We start from the raw sequence: 20,701 nt of genomic DNA, 5'->3' as shown, positions 1-20,701 counted from the left end.
GTTTGGGGGGTTAGTGTGTGGGGGTGGGTTCTTCGAGTTCGGGTGCGAGTGGGAGGGGTTCGGCGGGGCTGTCGGGGTTGGTGAGGTTGATTTCGCGGGGGTCGGCGCCGAGGGGGGTGCTGGAGTTGGCGGCGGGGGTGGCGATGGGTTGCATGTCGCGGTCGTAGGCGCCGGAGTCCCAGAGTTCTTTGATGGTTACGCAGCGGGATGCTTTGGCGTTGTCGTTGCCGAAGGCGGTGATGTAGTTGTGGGCGTCTTTTTGGGCGCTGTTTTTTTCGAGGGTGCTGTTGCCGATGACGTAGCCGATGGTGGTGTCGTTGTGGTTGACGGTGCAGCGTACGGTGTATCCGCCGGCGATGTTGTGGTCGAGTTCCATCATCCCGAGGGTGGGGGTGATGCTGGTGGGGGTGGTTTCGACGGGGTGTTTGGGGGCTAGTGAGAGGGAGGTGACTTGGGTGGCTTCGGGCTGGGGTTGGGTGGGGGCGGGGGTGGTTGCGCAGCCGGTTGCCAGGGCGGCCAGTGTTGTCAGGGTTGCCAGTGCCACCGGGGTGGTGGGCGCGGGGTGGTGGGTGTGGTGGGCGCCGGTTTTGTTTTTCCCCATTGTGTGGGGTCCCTTCACGATGGTGTGTTTCTATGTGTGAGTGTAGGCAGGGCTGGGTGGTGTGGGGGTGGGGTTGGGTTGTGTTTTGTGCCCTTTTTTAGGGTTTTTGTTGGATGTTAATGGCTTCGAGGGCGCGTTCGGTGATGGGTGCGGGGTCGTATCCGGGGGTTTGGATGACGAGCATGCCGGGGTAGGGGGCGTCGGTGACGGTGATGGGTGCGCCGGGGAGGATGCCGTGGGCGGCGAGGTAGCGCAGGAGTTCGGGGTCGCGGTCGAGGATGCGGTCGATGGTGGCGGTGTCGCCGACGGTGAGGGTGGTCAGGTCGTCGGCGCCGACTTGGTCCATGGTGCCGTCGGCGGTGGGGATGGGGTCGCCGTGGGGGTCGCGGGTGGGGTGGCCGAGGTGGGCGTCGATGCGGTCGAGGAGGGTTTCGGTGATGGCGTGTTCGAGGATTTCGGCTTCGTCGTGGACTTCGTCCCAGGTGTAGCCGAGGGTTTGGCAGAGGAACATTTCTATCAGCCGGTGGCGGCGGACCATGGCCAGGGCGAGGCGTTGGCCTTGTTCGGTGAGGGTGACTCCGAGGTAGCGTTCGTGGTGGACGAGGCCGCGTTCGGCGAGCCTTTTGATGGCTTCGGAGGTGGTGGAGGGTTTTTGTCCCATTTCGTTGGCGATGGCGCTCAGCGAGGCGGGGGTATCACTGCGTTCGCCGATGAAGAAGACTGTTTTGAGGTAGTCCTGTGTTTTCTCGGGCAGTGAGGAGACGTCCATGGTCACTGAGGTTACCGCACGGTGGGTTTAGTTTTGGGCTTTAGTGGTGCTGCGCAGGATGCGGGTGAGGATGTAGAACCCGCCGGCGGTGAGTGCGATGCTGCCGCCGGCGCTGATGTCGGCGGCGATGGCGATGGCGAGTCCGGCGAGTCCGATGGTGATGCCGGTGATGGGGGCGGCGATGAAGAGTGCGCGGGGGGTGTTGACGAGGGGGATGATGGCGGCGGCGGGGGCGGCGACGAGGGCGATGGCGAGGATGGTGCCGACGGCGGGGATGACGACGACGAGGGTGAGGGTGATGGCGGTGAGGACGAGGGCGTGGATGGGGGTGGTGTTGATGCCGGTGGCGGCAAAGCCTTGGGGGTCGAAGGCGAGGTAGATGATTTTGTGGCGTTGGATCCACACCCCGATGGTGACTAGGGCGAGGGTGATGGCGGCGGCGGTGACGTCGGTGTTGGTGACGGTGAGGACGCTGCCGGTGAGGAAGGATTCGATTTTGAGGGGTAGGGGTGCGTACCAGGTGTTGAGGAAGTATCCGAGGGCGAAGCCGAGGGTGAGGACGATGCCGGCGGCGGCTTGGTTGCTGAGGTGGTTGTTGCTTGCGAGTCGGTGCATGAGCCAGGCGAGGGGGATGCACATGGCGGCGGCGCCGATCATGAGGCTGATGGCGAGTCCGTCGTGGTTGAGTCCGAGGTGGGAGCCGATGACGACGCCGAGGACGGCGCCGGGGAAGGTGCCGTGGGTGATGGATTCGGCGTAGAAGACGCGTTCGTGGGTGACGGCGAGGACGCCGACGATGCCGGCGAGTGCGCCGAGCAGGATGATGTCGATGATGGGGCGGGTGAGGATGGGGGCCATGTCGTGGATGCTGTTTAGCATGGTGTGGCTCCTTCGTGGTGCGTCCCGTCGGTGGTGGGGTGGCTGGGTGTGGGGGTGGGGGTGCGGTGCCGGATGAGGTGCGTGAGTTGGGTGATGAGCCAGATGGTGAGGAAGATGGCCACCATGGTCAGCGAGACTGCGGCTTGGGGGGATAGGGGGCGTTGGGTGGGTAGGTCGAGGCTGAGCATGCCGGCGTATCCGCCGAGGATGCCGACGGCGATGGAGACGGTGACCATGCCGCGGATGGTTCTGGTGAGCAGGCGGGCGGCGGCGCCGGGGATGACGAGGTAGCCGACGACGAGGACGATGCCGACGGCGGTGGATCCGGCGACGACGACGGCGGCGACGCAGCCGGTGATGATGAGGTCGATGAGGGTGGTGTTGATGCCGGCGGCGCGGGCGCCTTGTTCGTCGAAGGCGCAGAAGATCTGGGTGCGCCAGGTGATGGCGAGGATGATTAGGGCAATCAGGCAGACGATGAGGGATTCGACGAGGCGGCTGTCGGAGACGTGGAGGAGGCGGCCGAACATTAGGGCTTCGAGTTGGCCGGACATGTCGCCTTTTTTGAGGAGCATGACGACGCCGAGGGCGAAGAAGCTGGTGAGGACGACGGCGGTGCCTGCTTCGTCGTGGTTGCTGCCGTGGTTTTTGGCGATGCGGTGGACGACAACCAGGGCGATGGTGACGAAGATGGCGACGATGCTGGCGGCGGGGACGATGGCATCAATTCCGCCGTAGACGGCGCCGGCGACGACGCCGGGGAAGATGGAGTGCACGGCGGCTTCGGCGTCGAATTCCATGCGGCGGAGGTTGACGAGGACGCCGACGAGTCCGGCGATGATGCCGAGGGCGACGAGCATGACGAAGGGGCGGAACATGTAGGGCGCTTCGGTGACGGTGCCGAGGCCGGGGATGCCGCTGAGGCTGTGGCGGGTGGCTTCTACTGCCCCACCGATGGTGTTGACGAGGGTGTTCCAGGCGTTCATCAGTGTGCTCCTGTGCCTTGGCTGATGCGCATGACGTCTTCGTGTTGGCGGCCGCCGTAGGCGGTGGCGACGTTGGTGGGGCTAAGGGCTTCGTCCATGGGGCCGAAGGCGATTTGGGTGCCGGCGAGCAGGGCGACTTTTTCTGCGGTTTCTTCGGCCAGGGAGACGTCGTGGGTGGAGGCGACGACGGCGACTCCGTCTTTTTTCATGTCGTTGATGATGTTGACGAGGGCTTCCCGGTTGGGGTGGTCGAGCCCGTTGAAGGGTTCGTCGAGCAGCACCAGGCGGGGTTGGGCGGCGATGGCGCGGGCCAGCAGGACGCGTTGGCGTTGCCCGCCGGAGAGTTTGCCGAAGCGGGTTTTGGCTTTGCCGGCCAGGTCGACGTGGGCGATGGCGTCGTCGATGCGGGCGCGTTGGCTGCGGGAGAGTTTTTTAAAGGGGCTGCGGGTGGCAATCAGTCCCATGGCGACGACGTCGAAGACGGTGACGGGGAAGCTGGCGTCGACGTCCGCGAGTTGGGGTACGTACCCGATGGAGCCTTTGGGGGTGTGGCCGGGGGCGCAGCCGAGGATTTCGACGGTGCCGGTGTGTTTGAGTTGCCCGAGAATCCCTTTGAGCAGGGTTGTTTTTCCTGCACCGTTGGGCCCGATGAGTGCGAGGCCTTCGCCCGGCGCGAGGGTGCCGGTCACCTTGGTCAGGGATGGGCTGTGGGTGCCGGGGTAGGTGAAATCAGCGTTGTGGAAGGTGAGGGCGGGTGGGGTGGCTGGTGCGCTCATGGGGGTGTTTTTCATCTGTTGGTGAACGTGCACCACGGCCCGCAGCTGGGTGCTGCGAGCCGTGATGGGTGTGGAGTTGTCGCCGGTGCGTGGCGCGTGCGCCGCAGGCGGGGCGTGGCGGGTGCTGGCGGTGCCGGGTGGCTGGTGGCGGGGGCGGTAAGGACTTGGAAAAACGCCCCTGCCTTTGAGGTTCCCGGCACCGGGGTGCAGGCCGCGCCGGTGCCCGGGTGGCTGTGCGCCACGCACCGGTGTCTCAATTAGGGGTTATTTCGCCGGGGCGTAGGCCTTGAGCGGGTTGGGCAGCGGCGGCACGGTGCCGCCCCATGCGGTGACGAGCTGGTCGACGTTGTGGATGATGGATCCGATGTAGGTTTGGCCGGCGGATCCGTCGGGGCCAAGCGAGTCGCCGTAGAGGGCGTCTTCACCGGTGATCACCTTCACGCCGGCGGCTTTTCCGACGGCTTCGATGGACTTCGGGTTGGTGGAGTTTTCGGCGAAGATGGCCACGGCGCCGGAGTCTTTGACTTCCTTGGCGGCTTGGGCGATGTGGTCGGCGGTGGCGTCTTGCTGGGAGTTGAAGTCGCTCAGCGCCGCTCCGATGAAGTCGATGCCGTAGTCGCGCGAGAGGTAGCCGAAGGCATCGTGGGAGGTGAACAGGACCCGGTGTTCCTTGGGCACGCTGTTGAAGGCTTGGGCGGCCCAGTTGTCGAGGTCTTTGAGTTGTGCCTCAAAGTTGCTGACGGCTTCGTTGTACTGCTTCTTGTGGTCCGGGTCGACCTGGTCGAGGGCTTCGCCGATGTTTTTGACCTGGACTTCTACGTTTTTGGGGCTAGTCCACACGTGGGGGTCGTAGGTGAATTCGGGTTCGCTTTCCCCTTCTTCCGGCGGGAAGGGCCATTTCGCGATGTCGACTTTTTGGCTGCCGCGGAACACGGTGTAGGGCAGGTCTTTTTCCTTGGCCAATTCCGCATCCAGGTCGGTGACCTCGCTGGCGGTGAGGATGCCGCTGGTCACGGCGAGGGTGCCGTGGAAGCCGGAGGATTCAATGCCTTGGTCGAGGAAGTGTTCCAGGTCGACGCCGCTGACGAGCAACAGCTGGGCGTTGCCGAAGGCTTTCATCTGTTGGCGGGTCAACTCGTGGTCGTGGGCGGAGGCGTTGGGGGCCAGGATGCAGGTCAAATCAACCACGGGCGCGTCGTCGTGGGCGGAGCCTAAGTCGGTGACGGTGCCGTCGGCGGCGGTTTTGTGCAGCCGCAGGCTGGAGGAGGGATCGCCGGGGGCGCCGGCGACGATCTGGGTGACGTAGTCGCAGATCTGGGTGGTGGTAGCCACAACCTTGAGGGCGTCTGCACTGTCGGCGCTGTCGCTGGCGGCCGCGTCGGTGGTGGTGCCACCGGAGGAGCAGGCGCTTAAGGTCAGCAGTGCGCAGCCAGCTGCGGCGAGGGCGCCGGTGCGCCAGCTACGGCCGTGTTGTGTCGTTCCGCGGGTGAAGATGTTCATGTGCGTGCAATGTCCTTGGGGGCTTGGTGTGGCACACCGGCTCCGGAACACGAAGTTGTGGCGTGGGAGCGGATTGATCAGTGGTGTGTCACTGCGGTTTTTTAAAGGGTGGGCGGCACGTGGTGGGCTGAAAGCCGTACCCCGGCGTGGTACACGCCGGTGAAGCGGGAACGAGGGCGCCACGGGTGGGGTGAGCACCACGGGGCTATCGCTACCAGTTTTCACCCTAGGCGATGTTCAGGACACCCGCAAGAGTTTTTTTCAATGCATTGAACTTTATTGGATGGGTGCGTTGATTTTGTCTGGTGGGGGCAGTTTTCGTGCCCGCAATTGCGCCAACAATTCCTCCGCATCCGCGGTCTGAAGGTGGTTAGCCGTCATCTTCACCGGCCCACCCACCAGGTCACAGGTCAACGAGCACACCCCCAGTGCCCGGTCCACCGGGCCGGAATGCAAGGTCAACTCTTGGATGTGTCGCGGCGCGATCACACACACCGAGGGCACAAAAAAGCCCTGGTGGGTGATGAAGGCCCGCATGCCGATCAGCGTTGCGCTTTCCCGCCGCTGCGCGAGAGGATCGCACCAGCGCACCCGCGCCGGCGGGCGCATCCCACTGGCATCGACCACCCCGACGCGGGCATGCGCCTGCACTTCGGCGGCACTCAACGGGCCGAGCTGGACGAGCAGCTCGTGGGCCTGGTCGAGGGTGCCGACCGGCAAAATCTTGGTGGAGCTGCCATCTTTGCTGTGCCCATATCCCGCCACGGAGACCTGCAGCTGGCACCATCCCACCAGCCGCCACAGCAGGGGTTGGTGGATCTTGATGCCGTGGATGCGATCCATGGCGATGTTTTGGCTACGCCGGTCCAGCAGCCCGTATTCGATGGTGAGCACCCTGCCGCGCCGCACGGCGCGGTAGCGCCAGGAGGCGTTGAGCACCCGCAGGGAAAAAGAGGCCAAACCGATGGCTAGGGGAATCAATGCCGCCAGGCCCACGCCGATATTGCCGGCGAACACCGCAAAGGCCACGGCAATCCAGGTGCCCACGCTGAGCAGGGCGGCGCCGAAGCTGCGCATGATGGGAATTTCCGGCACCACGATGCTGCCCGCGCCGACCGGCTCGAGGGAGTCTTCCGGCACCCACCCCAGGTCAGCGGGGCGCAGCGGCTGGTCGGAGTGCCCTTCTGGAGGGTGTGGGTCGGTGCCGTGCACGATGCCCATGATTTCGTCGCGCAAGGCCAGCGCGTCTTTTTTGCCCAAAAACTCGATCGCCAAGGCGGAGTTGCGGCCGCCGGCGGTTTCCACCCGCACCGCCGCCAAACCCAGCAGGCGGGGCCAAAAATCCTCCACCACGTCAACGGCCTGAATGCGCGAGTAGCGGGCGGTGCGCAAGTTTTTGGCGATCACCCCGTTGCGCAGGCTCAACTCCTGCCCATCGAGTTTGTAGCCATAGGCCCGCCACCACAGGCCCGACAGGAGCCACACCGCCACGGAAAACACCACCAAGGCGATGACCGCGTACAGGGCATCCATCAACGCCGCATGGGTGTCATCACCGGCCAGGCGGCGCAGCAGGTCAGCCGCGTTTTGCAGAAAGTTCACGGAGACCACCAGGAAAAAGCCCAACAGCGCCGACCAGAACTTCACCAACGGCGTCATCCGGTGCACGCGCCGAAACTCCGCATCGTGTGCGGCAGCGGCAGCACCCGGCACAGCGCTTAGGCCTGTCAGCTCTGTAGCCTCTGTCGGCCCTGTCGGCTCTGTCGGCCCTGTCGGCTCTACCGTGTCCATCCCCGCTGCTGGCAGCACCTCTTCCGCCTGCCCCGCGGCTATTGACTGGCGCTCCTCGTGGGGTGTTTCGGCGGGTTCACCAAGCTCAGCAGCGGCAGCGGAGTCGGCCGCTTCCAGCGTGCGCTCATCGGGCCAGCCTCCCGGAGAAGTACTAGACGGCTCGGCCGCGGCATGCCGGCCGAACCCACCTGCGACAGGGGCTTGCGGCTGCGGGGCGGAAAAATTGCGCTCGGCCGGGGTGGTATCGGGATGTTGTTGGCCTGTGGCGAGCGGATCTGTCGAGTCCTCGTGACGCCTGTGCCGGCTCATAGGCCACTCATCCTCTCGCGGGCTTTCATCGCCAACCGGTCGCGCAGCGCATCCGCCTGCGCTGCTTCCAGTCCAGGAATGGTGGAATCACTGGTGGCCGAGGCGGTGTGCAGCTCCACTGTTTTCAGGCCGAAGGCCCGCAGCACCGGGCCGGCGCTGACGTCGACGAACTGGATCCGCCCGTAGGGCACCACGGTGAAGGTGTGCCACAGTTTGCCCTTGGTGATCAGCAATTCGTCTTCTTCCTCAAACCAGGCGGTGTTTTTCACCTGGCGGGGAATCAGCCACAGCTGCCACACCACCAGGGCCACAAACCCGGCTGCGATCAACTGCACCCACCACGTCGTGAAGCTCTGGTCGGAAAAGACCATCACGGCCACCCCGATTGCCGCCAGGACAAGCAGCCACCCCACTGTGTTGATGTAGCGCACAAACGTCAGCTTCGGGCTCACCGGCACCATGTCCCCCGGGCCGCGGTGGCACACCGGCGGCTGCTGAAGCGGCTGGGCCGCAGGTGGGGTGGTAGCCGCCGGCACAGCCTGCGGTGGGCCCGCGGGGGTGGTTCCGGCCGGCGCAGCCGCTGGTGGCACGGGCGGATCTAGCCGGGCGGACTGATCGGCCTGGTTGCCGTGATTGTCCTGGTCGGGGTGTTCGGCAGGGGTGCGCTGTTCCATGGCTACCGAGCATAAAGGACACCTAAGACCTGCGACAGGGCTTTTGGGGGAAAGCCCTCCCCCCACCACAGGGACTAAAGGTTTAGCGGAAATCGCGGGAGCCGGTCGAAAGCCACTGCCCCACCGGCAGCGGTTCCAGCTTGTCGGCGGTGATGGTGACCGCCCCGCTGGCGTTACGCACCACCCCGCGAATGATGAGGGCTTTCGCGGTGCGGGCCAGCACTTTGTAGTGCTCCCACAGCCCTGGGGTGACAACCACGTTCATCAGCCCGGTTTCGTCTTCCACTCCAAAAAAGATGGTGCCTTGGGCGGTCTGGGGGCGTTGGCGGTGGGTGACGATCCCGGCGATACGCACCCGGGTGCCATCCGCAACTGCCGGCAGGTCGGCGGCGGCCAGGATGCCCGCGTCCTGCAATCGTTCGCGCAGCAACTCCATCGGCTGCTGTGTGGGGCTGACCCCGGTGCTGGAGATGTCGGTGGCTAGCAGTTCGAAGGCGTTCATCCCGGGGAGACTGGGCGCCTCAATGGCGCGCAAACCGGGCAGCATGGTGTCTTTTTCCGTGGCGGCAACACCGGACTCCCACAGCGCTTGGCGGCGGCTGAGGTTGAGGCTGTCGAATGCGCCCGCCCGCGACAGGGCTTCCAGCTGGGCGACGTTGAGGTCCGCCCGGCGCGCCACGTCTGCCACGGAGACAAAGGGGGCCTGTGCGCGGGCCGCGACGATTCTTTCTGCGGCTTTTTCGCCTAGGCCTTTGACGAGGTCGAAGCCTAATCGGATGGCCCCGTTGGGGCTGTCGGCGCTGGTGTCGGAGGTTGCGATATCGATGGGCAGGATGGTGACTGCGTGGCGGCGGGCGTCCGCGATGAGGGATTGGGGGGAGTAGAAGCCCATGGGTTGGGCGCGGAGCAGGCCGGCGCAGAATTCTGCCGGGTAGTAGTACTTCAGCCAGGCGGAGAAGTACACCAGGGAGGCGAAGGATTGGGAGTGCGATTCCGGGAATCCGTAGGCGGCGAAGGCCACCATTTTTGTCCATAGCAAATCTGCGGTGTCCCCGGTGATGCCTTGGGTGCTTTCTAGCCCTTGGTAGAAGCGTTTTTTCAGGCGGGCCATTTTTTCTGGGGAGCGTTTCGACCCCATGGCGCGCCGCAGGCTGTCGGCTTCGGCGCCGGAAAACCCGGCGGCGTCTTTGGCGATTTGCATGAGCTGTTCTTGGAATAGGGGGATGCCCAGGGTTTTTTCCAGGGCCGGCTCGAGGCAGGGGTGGTCGTAGGTGACTTCTTCGAGGCCGTTGCGGCGCCGGATGTAGGGGTGCACGCTGCCGCCTTGGATGGGGCCGGGCCGGATGAGGGCGACTTCGACGACCAGGTCGAAAAAGACTCGTGGTTTTAGTCGTGGGAGGGTGGCCATTTGGGCGCGGGATTCCACTTGAAAGACTCCGACTGCGTCGGCGCGGGAGAGCATGTCGTAGACCTTGGGGTCGGCGCAGTCGAGTTCCCAAAGGTTGATGTGGTCCCCGCGGTGCTGGGCGATCAGGTCGAGGGTGTGGTGGAGTGCTTCCAGCATGCCCAGGCCTAGCAGGTCGAATTTGACCAGGCCCGCCCAGGCGCAGTCGTCTTTGTCCCATTGCACGACTGAGCGGTCTTTTTTGCGGGCCCATTCGCAGGGCACGACCTCGGCGATGGGGCGGTCGCAGATCACCATGCCGCCGGAATGGATTCCTAGATGGCGGGGGTGGTTGAGGAATTGTTCTGCCAGCTCTTCGACGCGGTGGGGTGGTTCGGCCCGCCCGGCGCTGAAGGCGTCGCAGGCGCCTTGCGGGTAGCCCAGTGCGCGTGCCGCGTCGCGTATCGCGCCTTTTCGGCGGTAGGTCATCACGTTGGCGACTTGGGCGGCGTTGTCGCGCCCGTAGCGGCGGTAGGCGTATTGGATGACTTCTTCGCGGCGGCCTGATTCGATGTCGATATCGATGTCGGGTGGGCCGTCGCGGTCTGGGGAGAGGAAACGCTCAAACAGCAATCCGTTGCTGATGGGTTCTACGTTGGTGATTCCTAAGGAGAAGCACACGGCGGAGTTCGCCGCGGAGCCGCGCCCCTGGCACAAGATGTTGTTGTCCCGGCAAAAGTCGACCAGGTCGCACACGATGAGGAAGTATCCCGGAAATGCCAGCTGCCGGATGATGCGTAGTTCGTGTTGGACTTGGGTGTGGGCGGCGGCGCGAATATCCGCGGTGCGGCTGGCGTAGCGGGCAGTCATCCTTTCCAAGGTGAGTTTTTCCAGCCAGGAGTACTCGTCGAAGCCTTCGGGGGTGTTAAAGGGTGGCAGCTGGGGGGCGACTAGTTCTAGCTCGAATGCGCACTGTGCGGCTAATTCGACGGTTGTGGCGATCGCGTCGATGCAGTCCGGGTGTCGGGCGGCAAGCGTTGCCCCGTCGACTAGCCAGGTGGCCCCCATGGGGTGCAGCTGCCCGTGGGCTTGCTCCAGGCTTTCGCGGCGCGCGAGGGAATTTTTCGCCGCCGCCAGGTGGGTGTGTTCTTTTAGGGCGGCTTGGGGGCGGCCGCTTAAGAACATCCGCAGCCCCCATTGGTGTGCTTGACGGCGCAACTGGAGGTGGAGGTCCGCGTCTTCGGGGAGCATGCGGGCGGGAAGTTGTACTACCACGGCGTCCTTGCCGAACGCTTCCACCAGGGCGGCGATGCCGCTGTGCTGCCCGGCGCGCGCAATCGCGCTGTCTTGTTCGGCGCTGAGTTTGATGTCTGCGGCCACCGGGCCTAACCATTGTTCGCAGGCCACGGCGAATACTGTGTTGTGGCAGCGGGCGGCAATCTCATCCAAGGGTGGGTAGCGGGTCACGCCTTTTTCCCCGCCGGCCATGTGGGCGTCGGTGATGATGTGGCTGAGCGCCCGGTAGCCTTCCACCCCGCGGCATAGCAGGGTCAGGGTGGCCGAACCTAGCGTTAGTTCGACGCCGTAGACGGTGTTCACGCCGAACTCTGCGGCGGCTTCCGCGGTGCGGGCCGCCCCATAGAACCCGTCGATATCGATCAGGGCGATTGCCTCCAGCCCAAGTATGGACGCTTGTTCGATAAATTCTTCCGGGCTGGAGGCGCCCTTCATGAAGCAGTAGGAGGAATAGGCGTGTAGTTCCGCAAACCGGGGGCCGCGCGCATCCGCGCCACCACTTGCTCGTTTGTGCGTAGAAGATGTGGTTTTATCACCTTTGCCCAGGTGTTCTATCGGAACGAGGGGGCCGATATTCTTACCCGAGAGCAGGTCGTTAATCTCCCGCCAGCTCACGCCGCGCCCATTAATCCCCAAGGGCCGCTGCTCAAAGTCCATGCCTCACACCCTAACAGCGATTCGCACACATAATCGAATCTCTCTCAAGCCCCCGCCCCACCCGCGACACTGTCCCAGTTGCCCAAAAACTCCCCCACCCAAAACCCGGCAAGCCCCCATCATCCCAGCCCCCGCACAGGCGCGTGTGCATGCATGAAAACTTCCGCGTCAAAGCGTGGAGATAAGGCGCTTTTCGCCCCACTGTGACAGGGGTCAAAAAGGGCCTGCACGCTGCGCAAAACATGGTGTAAATACGACCTACTAGACGAAGCGGTTTAGACAGAGCTGTACACAATCGCTGCGCGGTGCTAGAGTTCCCACCGAACTAGAAAGCTCTGTCTACTTTTGTCGGCAGGCGGCAGGCAATCACAATCAGCAGCCCACCCCGACATCCCAATAGCCAGCAGCAAACAACACCCCAATTAATCACCGAAGGACACTGACATCATGAACCTCCGCAAGTTTGGCTCCCTGGCCCTGGCCGGCGCCCTTTCTTTCTCCCTCGTCGCCTGCTCTAACGACTCCGGCTCCAGCGACGCTTCCGGCTCCGACCAGAAGCTGTCTTTGAAGGTCGGCACCACCGAGGCCGGCTCCAAGGCATGGGACGTTATCGAAGACGAAGCCAAAAAGAACGGCCTCGACCTCGACGTCGTCGATTTCTCCGACTACACCACCCCCAACAAGGCCCTGGCCGAAGGCACCATCGACGCCAACGCTTTCCAGCACCTGAAGTTCCTCGCCGGCTACAACGTGGGCGAAAACCAGCACCTGGTGCCGGTGGCCTCCACCTACATTGTGCCGCTGTCGCTGTTCTGGAAGGGCCACGACAACATTGATGGCATCGAGGGCGAAACCGTCGCCATCCCGAACGACCCCTCCAACCAGGGTCGCGCCATTAACGTGCTCGTCGGCGCCGGCCTGCTGACCCTGAAGGAAGAAGGCCTGATCACCCCGACCCCCGCCGACATCGACGAGGCGAAGTCCAAGGTGAAGGTCAACCCGCTGGCCGCCGAGCAAACCCCCGTCGCCTACGGCGAAGGCAAGCCCGCCATCATTAACAACAACTTCCTCGGCCGCGCCGGCATCCAGGCCAGCTCCGCCGCCTACAAGGACGACCCGAACTCCGAGGCCGCCGAGCCCTACATCAACGTCATCGCCGCCCGCGAAGACGACGCCAACTCCGAGGCGCTGAAGAAGTTCATCGAGATCTACCAGACCCCCGAGGTCGAAAAGGCACAGGCTGAGGACACCGACGGCACCTCCGTACCGGTCCGCCGCCCCGCCTCCGAGCTGCAGGCCATCCTCGACAAGCTCGAGGCCGCCGAAAAAGACGGCAAGTAACCACCCCACCCCGGCTTAAGGCTGCACGCCCCCAAAAAGTCGGGGTAAGCACAGTCTTTTCGCGAAAGCTTCCGCGCGCCCGCCGCCGGCTGAGCAGCACCCCACCCAACTGGTGAGGAAACGCTCCCGCCGACGGCCGGGCGCGCGCTGCTGCACCCAACCACCACCAGTAAAAACGGAAGAGTTCCCCGTGGCCACACCCACCAACTCCCCCAGCGCGAGCACCACCCACGGTGGCACCCGCGTCGAATTCAAAAACCTCACCAAGGTCTTCGACAACGGCGGCCACCGCACCGAGGCACTCAAAGGCATCAACCTCACCGTTGAACCCGGCGAAGTCATCGGCATCATCGGCTACTCCGGCGCCGGTAAATCCACGCTCGTGCGCATGATCAACGGGCTGGACACCCCCACCAGCGGCGAGCTGTACGTCGGCGAGCACAACGTCGTCGGCATGCCCGAAAAACAGCTACGCACGCTGCGCCGCGGCATCGGCATGATTTTCCAGCAGTTCAACCTGCTGTCCTCCCGCACCGCCGCCGGCAACGTCGCCTACCCGCTGAAACTGGCGGGCATGCCCAAAGCACAGCGCGACAAGCGAGTAGCGGAACTGCTGGAATTCGTGGGCCTGGGCGACAAGGGCAACAACTACCCGGAGCAACTATCCGGCGGCCAAAAACAGCGCGTCGGCATCGCCCGCGCACTGGCCACCAACCCCGCCCTGCTACTCGCCGACGAGGCGACCTCCGCGCTGGACCCGGACACCACCCACGAAGTCCTCAAGCTGCTGCGCAAAGTCAACAAGGAACTCGGCATCACCATCGTGGTCATCACCCACGAAATGGACGTGGTGCGCTCCATCGCCGACAAGGTTGCGGTGATGGAAAACGGCCGCATCGTCGAATACGGCAGCGTCTACGACGTGTTCTCCAACCCGCAGACCGACGTTGCCGCCCGCTTCGTCGCGACCTCCCTGCGCAACACCCCCGACGTCGTCGAAGCCGATGACCTGCTGGCCAAGGACGGCCGCCTGTTCACCGTGAACCTCACCGAGGAATCCGGCTTCTTCGCCGCCGCCGCCAAAGCCCGCGAAGCCGGCGCCCGGATTTCCATCGTGCACGGTGGCATCACCACCCTGCAGAAGCACAGCTTCGGCAAGGTCACCGTCCGTCTGACCGGCGATGAGGATGCCGTCCAGGGCTTCTACGAACAACTCTCAACCACCACCGACTGCGAGGAGATCTTGCGATGACCACCACAATCTTGGCGGCAAACTGGGATCGCCTCACCCCCAAACTGGAAGAAGCAGTCTGGACCACCCTGTACATGGTGGTCGGCACCCTCATCATCGCCGGCTTCATCGGCCTGGCACTCGGCATGCTGCTCTACACCACCCGCGAGCAAGGCATCCTGCGCAACAAGGCGCTCTACACGGTTTTGAACGTGGTGGTCAACTTCGTCCGACCCATCCCCTTCATCATCTTGCTGGCAGCCCTGGGCCCCGTCACCCGCGGGGTGGTCGGCACCACCATCGGCACCAACGCCGCCCTGTTCGTCATGATCGTCGCCGCCTCCTTCGGCATCGCCCGCATCGTGGAGCAAAACCTGGTGTCCCTGGACCCCGGCGTGGTGGAAGCCGCCCGCGCCATGGGCGCTAGCCCCTGGCAGATCATCCGCACCGTGATCATTCCGGAAACCCTAGGCCCGCTGATCCTCGGCTACACCTTCGCATTTATCGCGGTTGTCGACATGTCCGCCATGGCCGGCTACGTCGGCGGCGGTGGCCTGGGCAACTTCGCCATCGTCTACGGCTACCAGGCCTTCGACTGGAACGTCACCTGGGTGGCCACCGCGGTGATCATCATCATCGTGCAAATCGCCCAGCTGTTCGGCAACTGGCTGTCGAAGAAGATCATGCGCCGCTAGCGTCCCGCATAACCCGCGCACACCACCCCGGCTCCTCCCCTTCCCCAGGGGGCAAGCCCGGGTGGTTTTTTAGGCCCTGCCCCACCACCTGCCACCGATACCTGCACCGACTACAGTTGCACCTGCGGGCCACAACGTGGCAGCGCATCACCCCGTTTTTTCCGATCGAAAGCAGCACACCATGGGTCGTCGCACAAAAAAACGCGCACAGAACTCACCTGCCACGAACACCCCGCTCGGCGCGGCCGACAATCACCGCGCCGATTCTTCCGAGGGCCAAGCACCACAACCCGCGGTCGAAAAGCAAAGCGCCATCGACATCGCCCTGTGGTTGGCGTCCGCGGTGTGTGTGGTGATTTTCTTCCAGGGCTGGTACTTCCTGTTCGCCGTGCCGCTGATCGTGGTGGTGGCGTCTTTTGTGCAGCTGCGCCACAGCACCCGCAAGCAGCGGCCCGCCCGGGTCGCCCGGGTCGTGCTGTGTGGAGTTATCACCGTGATGATGGGCATTGGTTTCTACCTGGTGCACACCGGATCCCAGGCGCCGGTTCCGGAAGAGTTCAAAAATCCCCCGCAGCCAACCCAGTCCCGCTAGGACGCCAACCTGCCTGGAAGTTAAAAACTCGCTGAGACTTCCCTTGTCCCGAGGTTGATAGCTTCAAATTGCCCCCACCCCTGTCCTATAGTGCATACAGCATAGATCGTTTTGATGCACATACTTTTCACTATTGTCGGGCGAAGGAGCACCACCCATGCTGAGTGACGTCATCGGCTTTGCCCTGTGCCTGATTGCTGTGATGATCGCGGTGGCTGCCGTGGTGCTTATCCCCCTGGAGGTTCACCTGCGCCGCAAAGCCGCAGCCACCCCCACCGCCGCCGCGGCCACGGCGCAGTCCGCCTGGAACAGCTCCTTCTAGCCTGCATGACAAGCCCGCGGCGCACCACCCCAGGGTGCGCGCCGCGGGCTTTTTGTCGGTGATGCCGGCTGTTTTTCTTTTGTGTGTTCGCTGTTTGTTACCAGGCGGGTGCGCCCCACAGGTAGCCGCGAAACGGGGTGAGGGTGACCCTTTGGCCGCGCGGGCCGACGGTGGAGATGTCTTCGCCCACGTTGATGGCGGCATAGCCTTGCGCGAGTCGCCGGGTGAACACCCCGCGGCCGTTGTGCCGGATGGGCCCGCGGGCTGGCCCCAGGTCGATTCCGGCCGCCGGGTGCAGTGGCACCCCGCTGTAGCCGTCGTGGGTGGTAGCGGTGACGGCCACGTCTTTACTGGGGGCGAAAACCCAGGCGGCTGCCAGCGCTAATTGCAGGTAGGGATCTTTTTCTTCCCCGGTGCCGGGGGTGCGCAGGATGGAAAGGCCGGGCGCGCGCAGCTGTCGGGATTGCGCTTTGATTTCGGCAATGCCGAGCCGGTGGTGGGGTTCGAGCCCCCACGCCATCCAGCATTCCTCAACCCCGCCGCCGTAGAAGCTGTGTTCCTCCCACCGGCCGCGGCTGCGGCGGGCTTCCGCAATGTTGGGCACCAGCAGGTGTTGGGTGCGGGCGAGCTCCGGGCCGAGGGCGTGGATCAGCGTGCCCAGCGCTTGCCGAAGCTGGCTGGCATCCCGAATCTGGTCGATGGGCAGCCGCAGCTGGTAGTAGTCGTCGAAAACGTCGTTGTCGGCGAAGATGCCATCGAAGGCGGTTCCGGCGAGCACATCCTTTGCGCCTTTGATGCAGGCGTTGCGGTAGGCCTGATTGCCGACGTCTTGCTGCCAGTGCCCCGGGTAGCCGTCCCACTCGATGCGGTTGCCGCGGCGGGTGGCGAAGGTGCCGAGTTCTTCGGCCAGCGCCGGGCTGAGCAAACTGGTGTAGCGGGGTCCCGGCTCATAGGAGCGGACACTGGATAAGCATTGGTAGGCCAGCACCGTAATAGTGGGGTCGGCCTCTTTTAATACTTGGGCGGCCTGCGTTTCCCAAGGCTGCAGGATTGCCGCCCGGAAGCGCCCGGCCGCCCGGCGAAGCTGTTCCGGGTCGATGGGGTCGCCGTAGCGCATCCACGCCAGTTGTGGGAATCGCCTAGACGCCACGGGCGGCTCCCGGGAAATAGCCCCCGCCGAACAGCTTTTTCACCACCGAATGCGGATTCGGGGCGCCGACCAGCGCCGCGAAGGGGCCCCGCCTGCTGCTGGCCACTTTCCGGGCATCATCCCCGACGCGATCCTTACCCGCCGCGGCAGCCGCCGCTTGGGGTGCTTTATCGGTGATGTCGCTTGCGCCCCGGCCCAAATCAGCGGTACCCGGGGGTGTGGGCGCGCCACCGGAAAGCTGGGTGCCGGCGCCTAGACGACGGTAAATCCCGTCGTAGCGGCGCATGATGGTGGGCATCAAAAATGTCGATTTCAGGCGGGTTAGCGCGTTGGCGTGCCATTGCATGTAGGTCTCGGGGCTGTCCATTAGGCGGGCCATTCCATCGGCCAGCCCGGTGATGTCGCCGGGTTCGACGAGCACGCCACAAGAATCCACCACGGTGCCGTCCGTGTCTTCCAAAGGATCGCGCACCACCTGATCCATGCCGCCCACATCGGTGCCGACCACCGGCAAACCGCATGCCATCGATTCCAACACCACCACCGGCTGCCCCTCGTTGAAGGAGGCCAACACCAGCGCGTCGTATTCGTGCAGCACTTCCCGCACCTTCACCGTGCCGCGCAAAAAGACCACTTCTTCCAGCCCTAGCTCGCGCACATGCGCCACGCACTTGTCGTAGTAGTCGGGCACGTGCTCCGTCGGGCCGAGCACATCAATGGTGAAGTTGTTATAGCCCCGCTTGACTAGCTCTTGGGCGGTGTCGATGAGCTCCATGATGCCTTTAATCGGCACCACCCGGGCGATGCAGGCAAAACGCCAGGTGCTGTGCTTTCCGGCCGCAATATCTTTATTGGCGCTTTCGCGGCGGGCCCGCCCGAACTCGAAGTCCTCCCACACCATGCCATTGGGCAACACCTCAGACTTGGTGGGGTCCCCGCCCAAAGCTTTCGCCTCCTCAATGGCCGCCGGGTACAGGTAGGTGATGTGGTCGGCCGAGGGGTACAGGAAGGCACCCATGTCGGTCCACCACCTGATCCATAGTTTCTCGATCGCCGTGCGCGACAGCTCTTCCGGCGAGTTTAGGGTCACCGGCAGGTCCATTCGCCGGTCGATCAAGGTGTTTACCGTGTCGCGCACATACAGATTGTGTTCGGTCAAGAGGAAGGAACCCTGGTTTTGTTCGGCCGCGGCTGCCGCCACGAAGCTGGCGTAGCCGGTGGTGTGGGCGTGGTAGACACTCGCCGTCGGGTACACCCGGGAGCACAAACTAAACGCCAAGGAAAACAGATCGCGCACCGCCCAGAACAGCTCCCCCACAGTCACCTCGCGATCGTCACCGACGATCTGCAATGCCAGCTGCATGAACTCCTCGGTGCCCAGCACCGGCCACACGGTGCGGGTCGCCGTCAACGGGTTGGCGGCGGTGCGGTAGATCTCCCACAGCGGCTCCACCCGCTCCTCGCCACAGGCAGCCAACGCCTCCGCTAATTCTGCGGCGCTGACCACATCCATTCCCGCCGGCGGCTCCAGCACCGCCGCCGAAAACGCCTGACGGTTTTCCTCCAGGGACAGGTAGGTCACGTCCACCCAGCGCACATTCGCCGGCATGTCGTACAGGTCCTCGCTGGGGGCGGATGAATCCCAGGCGATGTGAATGATGCCGAAGGACAGCTCCGGGTTGTGGGTGACGATGTCGTGAACCACCGCGGAGACCCCGCCTTTCAAAAACGGGTAGGTCGACTCCATCACAATGGCAACATCCACCGCGACGAGAGGCGTGTTGTCGCCCGGCAGGCGGGTATAGGCCCGGGCGCCCGGGGCCGGCACGCACTTAGCGGATAGGGTTTCAGTGGCTACCATGCGACAGCCTCCTTCCAGAACAGCTCAAAAGCAGCGGAGCACACCCGGCGACGCACCCGCGCAATCGCGATGGTCGCCAGCACCCCATCAATAACGATCAGCGCCACATAGGCCCCCGCCAGCGGCAAGAAGACCAGCGCCAACACGGTCGCCGCCCCGTGGGCCGCGCACAACAGTCGCGTGTCATCGCCGCCGCCGAGCTGGTTGAGCTGGAAGCAAGCCAACGACAGGCACAAGAATGCCAGCGGGGCTGCCACCACAAACCCCAACGCGCCAGCCATTTTCAGCCCCAACACCGGGGCCAGGCCCACAATGCCCACCGCCCCCAGCACGCCCAGGGCCACCGGCACCAGCACCACATACTCGATGCGGCGGCAGGTAGCCCGCACCTTCGTGTTCAGCTCTGCCGCGGGGCAGGTCGCCACCAGCCGGGACAAACGCTGCGTGTAGGTGTGGAAGCTGTCGTAGAGGCGGCCGAAGTACAAAGACTGTGCAACCACCATCGGGATCAGCGCCACATACACCGTGTACACATCCACCCGATCCCACAGCAGCGCAATCAACAAAAACTTATCCAGCCACAACACCGAGGACGCCAAAGCCCCATCGCGCATGTGCGGCAACACCTGCTTGGAGTTCAGCACCACCACGGAACGCACCGCGCCAAGGCTGGCGCGAACCCGCCACAAGCAGACCACCACACCGGCCAGCGGTGCCAGCCACCACAGCTGCGGCGCCGCGTACAACGCCGCCGCATAGGCCGCCCAGGCCGCCACCTGGGTACCCACCATCCGCAATTCCTGAATCACAATCAGCGCCTGCGCCAGCAGCACGTTGGTGGCCAAGCCCGCCGCAAAAAACGCGGCCGCGCGACCATCCCAGCCGATCAGCACGGTGCACACGGTCGTGAAAAACACCACCGGCACAGCCGACCACAGCACCAGCGGCGGCCACACCCGCATAAACGCCGCAGCAAATGCGGTCGGCTCCGCGCGAGATACCTCGCTAAGCGCCGGATAAAACGGGGCAGCCACAATGCCGCACACCCACGGCACCGACACCGACACCGCCAGCACCACCACCAGCGCGGGCGTCGCACCCAGCATGCTGGCGGAAAACTCCCCGGCGATCAGCGGGAACACCGACATCAACAGGGCCGTAGGCGCCAGGTTGGCCGCCACCCGCGCCAGCGCAGCACCCGGCGATGCTGCCCGGCCAATCACCCACAACAAGGCAAAAACCAGCGAGGCGGCAGCCATGCCACCGACGATGCGCGGCCAGGTGGCGGCGGGGCCACCGCCCTCCTCGCCGAGCGCCACGCGCCACAAACCGCACGCAGCCAACACCCCCAGCCACACAGCCGCCCATCCCATCGCGGGATGATCGAAACGGGATTGGTGCTCGGGCTGCGCAACGCCGTTTGTTGTCCGGGTGGGCAGCATCGTCGAAAGAGTCATACGACTGGGCCTTCCTGCGAAGAATGAAGAAAGAGTGAAACGCCACAACACTGCGCAACGCTGCGCCCCCGCACGCGCGCCGGGCCACCTGACTTACTCACCCGAACACATGACTAACTACTGTGAGCCTGCACGAAGTGAATGTAGGAGAAGTGATACAAGATGTAGCTTTCGGCATGGTATGACCTATAGGAAAAAATTTCTAGCTGCTCATCACATTCGTTTGCGATAATCGCAGGTCAAATAGTGTGACGGACATTTCATTTTCAGCACAAAACCCCAGGAAATCACCCGCAGCTAATAGTTTCCTGAGAGAAATATAGAAGCGAAAAATCACCCCCAAGTGGGGCTGAACATGTGCAGCCCCACCGCGCACACGCCACCCACCCCGACCCCAATCACGCCCCGCCACGACCTCCGCACATCAGCC

General features: G+C 64.2%; 17 protein-coding genes. 5 read left to right on the top strand and 12 right to left on the bottom strand.

The features are described from left to right. Window positions 1-10: 10 nt before the first annotated feature. The 9 genes from CAQU_RS02350 to CAQU_RS02310 form a co-directional block, all read right to left on the bottom strand. Window positions 11-601, bottom strand: coding sequence for a hypothetical protein (locus CAQU_RS02350; protein ID WP_075724883.1), 591 nt, complete (start codon window positions 599-601; stop codon window positions 11-13). 97 nt (window positions 602-698) lie between these two features. Continuing rightward, the gene (locus CAQU_RS02345; protein ID WP_075728299.1) at window positions 699-1,370 is read right to left on the bottom strand and encodes a metal-dependent transcriptional regulator; all 672 of its coding nucleotides are present in this window, start codon (window positions 1,368-1,370) and stop codon (window positions 699-701) included. A 27-nt stretch (window positions 1,371-1,397) separates the two neighbouring features. Continuing rightward, the gene (locus tag CAQU_RS02340) at window positions 1,398-2,228 is read right to left on the bottom strand and encodes a metal ABC transporter permease (protein WP_075728301.1); all 831 of its coding nucleotides are present in this window, start codon (window positions 2,226-2,228) and stop codon (window positions 1,398-1,400) included. 14 nt (window positions 2,229-2,242) lie between these two features. Then, window positions 2,243-3,127: a metal ABC transporter permease gene (locus CAQU_RS02335; protein WP_245797312.1), complete on the bottom strand. Its 885-nt coding sequence runs from the start codon at window positions 3,125-3,127 to the stop codon at window positions 2,243-2,245. A 107-nt stretch (window positions 3,128-3,234) separates the two neighbouring features. Next, window positions 3,235-4,011: a metal ABC transporter ATP-binding protein gene (locus CAQU_RS02330; RefSeq protein ID WP_075728297.1), complete on the bottom strand. Its 777-nt coding sequence runs from the start codon at window positions 4,009-4,011 to the stop codon at window positions 3,235-3,237. A 264-nt stretch (window positions 4,012-4,275) separates the two neighbouring features. After that, complete coding sequence (locus CAQU_RS02325; protein WP_084562705.1) at window positions 4,276-5,511, bottom strand: metal ABC transporter substrate-binding protein; 1,236 nt, start codon at window positions 5,509-5,511, stop codon at window positions 4,276-4,278. A 276-nt stretch (window positions 5,512-5,787) separates the two neighbouring features. Next, entirely contained in the window at window positions 5,788-7,611 is a 1,824-nt protein-coding gene (locus CAQU_RS02320) for a PH domain-containing protein (protein ID WP_084562703.1), read from the bottom strand. Then, entirely contained in the window at window positions 7,608-8,072 is a 465-nt protein-coding gene (locus tag CAQU_RS02315) for a PH domain-containing protein (RefSeq protein ID WP_075728291.1), read from the bottom strand. The genes CAQU_RS02320 and CAQU_RS02315 overlap by 4 nt, the downstream gene beginning before the upstream one ends. Before the next feature lie 295 nt (window positions 8,073-8,367). Next, window positions 8,368-11,622: an error-prone DNA polymerase gene (locus CAQU_RS02310; RefSeq protein WP_075724879.1), complete on the bottom strand. Its 3,255-nt coding sequence runs from the start codon at window positions 11,620-11,622 to the stop codon at window positions 8,368-8,370. Between the two features lie 447 nt (window positions 11,623-12,069). Here CAQU_RS02310 and CAQU_RS02305 point away from each other — a divergent pair, with 447 nt between their 5' ends. The 5 genes from CAQU_RS02305 (at window position 12,070) to CAQU_RS12555 (ending at window position 15,803) form a co-directional block, all read left to right on the top strand. After that, on the top strand, window positions 12,070-12,963 hold the full coding sequence (locus CAQU_RS02305) for a MetQ/NlpA family ABC transporter substrate-binding protein (RefSeq protein WP_075724877.1): 894 nt from the start codon (window positions 12,070-12,072) through the stop codon (window positions 12,961-12,963). A gap of 190 nt (window positions 12,964-13,153) precedes the next feature. Next, window positions 13,154-14,215: a methionine ABC transporter ATP-binding protein gene (locus tag CAQU_RS02300; RefSeq protein ID WP_075724875.1), complete on the top strand. Its 1,062-nt coding sequence runs from the start codon at window positions 13,154-13,156 to the stop codon at window positions 14,213-14,215. Then, entirely contained in the window at window positions 14,212-14,889 is a 678-nt protein-coding gene (locus CAQU_RS02295; protein WP_075724873.1) for a methionine ABC transporter permease, read from the top strand. Before CAQU_RS02300 ends, CAQU_RS02295 begins: the two co-directional genes overlap by 4 nt. Before the next feature lie 181 nt (window positions 14,890-15,070). After that, entirely contained in the window at window positions 15,071-15,481 is a 411-nt protein-coding gene (locus CAQU_RS02290; RefSeq protein ID WP_075724870.1) for a hypothetical protein, read from the top strand. 157 nt (window positions 15,482-15,638) lie between these two features. Next, window positions 15,639-15,803, top strand: a complete 165-nt coding sequence (locus CAQU_RS12555; RefSeq protein ID WP_157108861.1) for a hypothetical protein — start codon at window positions 15,639-15,641, stop codon at window positions 15,801-15,803. Window positions 15,804-15,900: 97 nt separating this feature from the next. Here CAQU_RS12555 and CAQU_RS02285 read toward each other — a convergent pair whose 3' ends face one another. Genes CAQU_RS02285 through CAQU_RS02275 form a run of 3 tightly spaced genes read right to left on the bottom strand, consistent with a single transcriptional unit; the run spans window position 15,901 to window position 20,271 of the window. Continuing rightward, the gene (locus tag CAQU_RS02285; RefSeq protein WP_157108860.1) at window positions 15,901-16,953 is read right to left on the bottom strand and encodes a putative glycoside hydrolase; all 1,053 of its coding nucleotides are present in this window, start codon (window positions 16,951-16,953) and stop codon (window positions 15,901-15,903) included. Next, entirely contained in the window at window positions 16,943-18,814 is a 1,872-nt protein-coding gene (pelF, locus tag CAQU_RS02280) for a GT4 family glycosyltransferase PelF (RefSeq protein WP_075724866.1), read from the bottom strand. The genes CAQU_RS02285 and pelF overlap by 11 nt, the downstream gene beginning before the upstream one ends. Then, entirely contained in the window at window positions 18,808-20,271 is a 1,464-nt protein-coding gene (locus tag CAQU_RS02275; RefSeq protein WP_157108859.1) for a hypothetical protein, read from the bottom strand. The genes pelF and CAQU_RS02275 overlap by 7 nt, the downstream gene beginning before the upstream one ends. Window positions 20,272-20,701: the final 430 nt, after the last annotated feature.

Source organism: Corynebacterium aquilae DSM 44791 (assembly GCF_001941445.1).
Lineage (GTDB): Bacteria > Actinomycetota > Actinomycetes > Mycobacteriales > Mycobacteriaceae > Corynebacterium > Corynebacterium aquilae.
The sequence above is the reverse complement of the archived record's forward strand: the minus strand, read 5'-3'. Positions and strand labels throughout refer to the sequence as shown.

Coding starts and splice junctions, on each gene's coding strand:
- CAQU_RS02290 (WP_075724870.1), top strand. CDS start 15,071: ATGGGTCGTCGCACAAAAAAACGCGCACAGAACTCACCTGCCACGAAC.
- CAQU_RS02345 (WP_075728299.1), bottom strand. CDS start 1,370: ATGGACGTCTCCTCACTGCCCGAGAAAACACAGGACTACCTCAAAACA.
- CAQU_RS02325 (WP_084562705.1), bottom strand. CDS start 5,511: ATGAACATCTTCACCCGCGGAACGACACAACACGGCCGTAGCTGGCGC.
- CAQU_RS02350 (WP_075724883.1), bottom strand. CDS start 601: ATGGGGAAAAACAAAACCGGCGCCCACCACACCCACCACCCCGCGCCC.
- CAQU_RS02305 (WP_075724877.1), top strand. CDS start 12,070: ATGAACCTCCGCAAGTTTGGCTCCCTGGCCCTGGCCGGCGCCCTTTCT.
- CAQU_RS02340 (WP_075728301.1), bottom strand. CDS start 2,228: ATGGCCCCCATCCTCACCCGCCCCATCATCGACATCATCCTGCTCGGC.
- pelF (WP_075724866.1), bottom strand. CDS start 18,814: ATGGTAGCCACTGAAACCCTATCCGCTAAGTGCGTGCCGGCCCCGGGC.
- CAQU_RS02295 (WP_075724873.1), top strand. CDS start 14,212: ATGACCACCACAATCTTGGCGGCAAACTGGGATCGCCTCACCCCCAAA.
- CAQU_RS02310 (WP_075724879.1), bottom strand. CDS start 11,622: ATGGACTTTGAGCAGCGGCCCTTGGGGATTAATGGGCGCGGCGTGAGC.
- CAQU_RS02335 (WP_245797312.1), bottom strand. CDS start 3,127: ATGTTCCGCCCCTTCGTCATGCTCGTCGCCCTCGGCATCATCGCCGGA.
- CAQU_RS02315 (WP_075728291.1), bottom strand. CDS start 8,072: ATGGTGCCGGTGAGCCCGAAGCTGACGTTTGTGCGCTACATCAACACA.
- CAQU_RS02330 (WP_075728297.1), bottom strand. CDS start 4,011: ATGAGCGCACCAGCCACCCCACCCGCCCTCACCTTCCACAACGCTGAT.
- CAQU_RS12555 (WP_157108861.1), top strand. CDS start 15,639: ATGCTGAGTGACGTCATCGGCTTTGCCCTGTGCCTGATTGCTGTGATG.
- CAQU_RS02320 (WP_084562703.1), bottom strand. CDS start 7,611: ATGAGCCGGCACAGGCGTCACGAGGACTCGACAGATCCGCTCGCCACA.
- CAQU_RS02275 (WP_157108859.1), bottom strand. CDS start 20,271: ATGACTCTTTCGACGATGCTGCCCACCCGGACAACAAACGGCGTTGCG.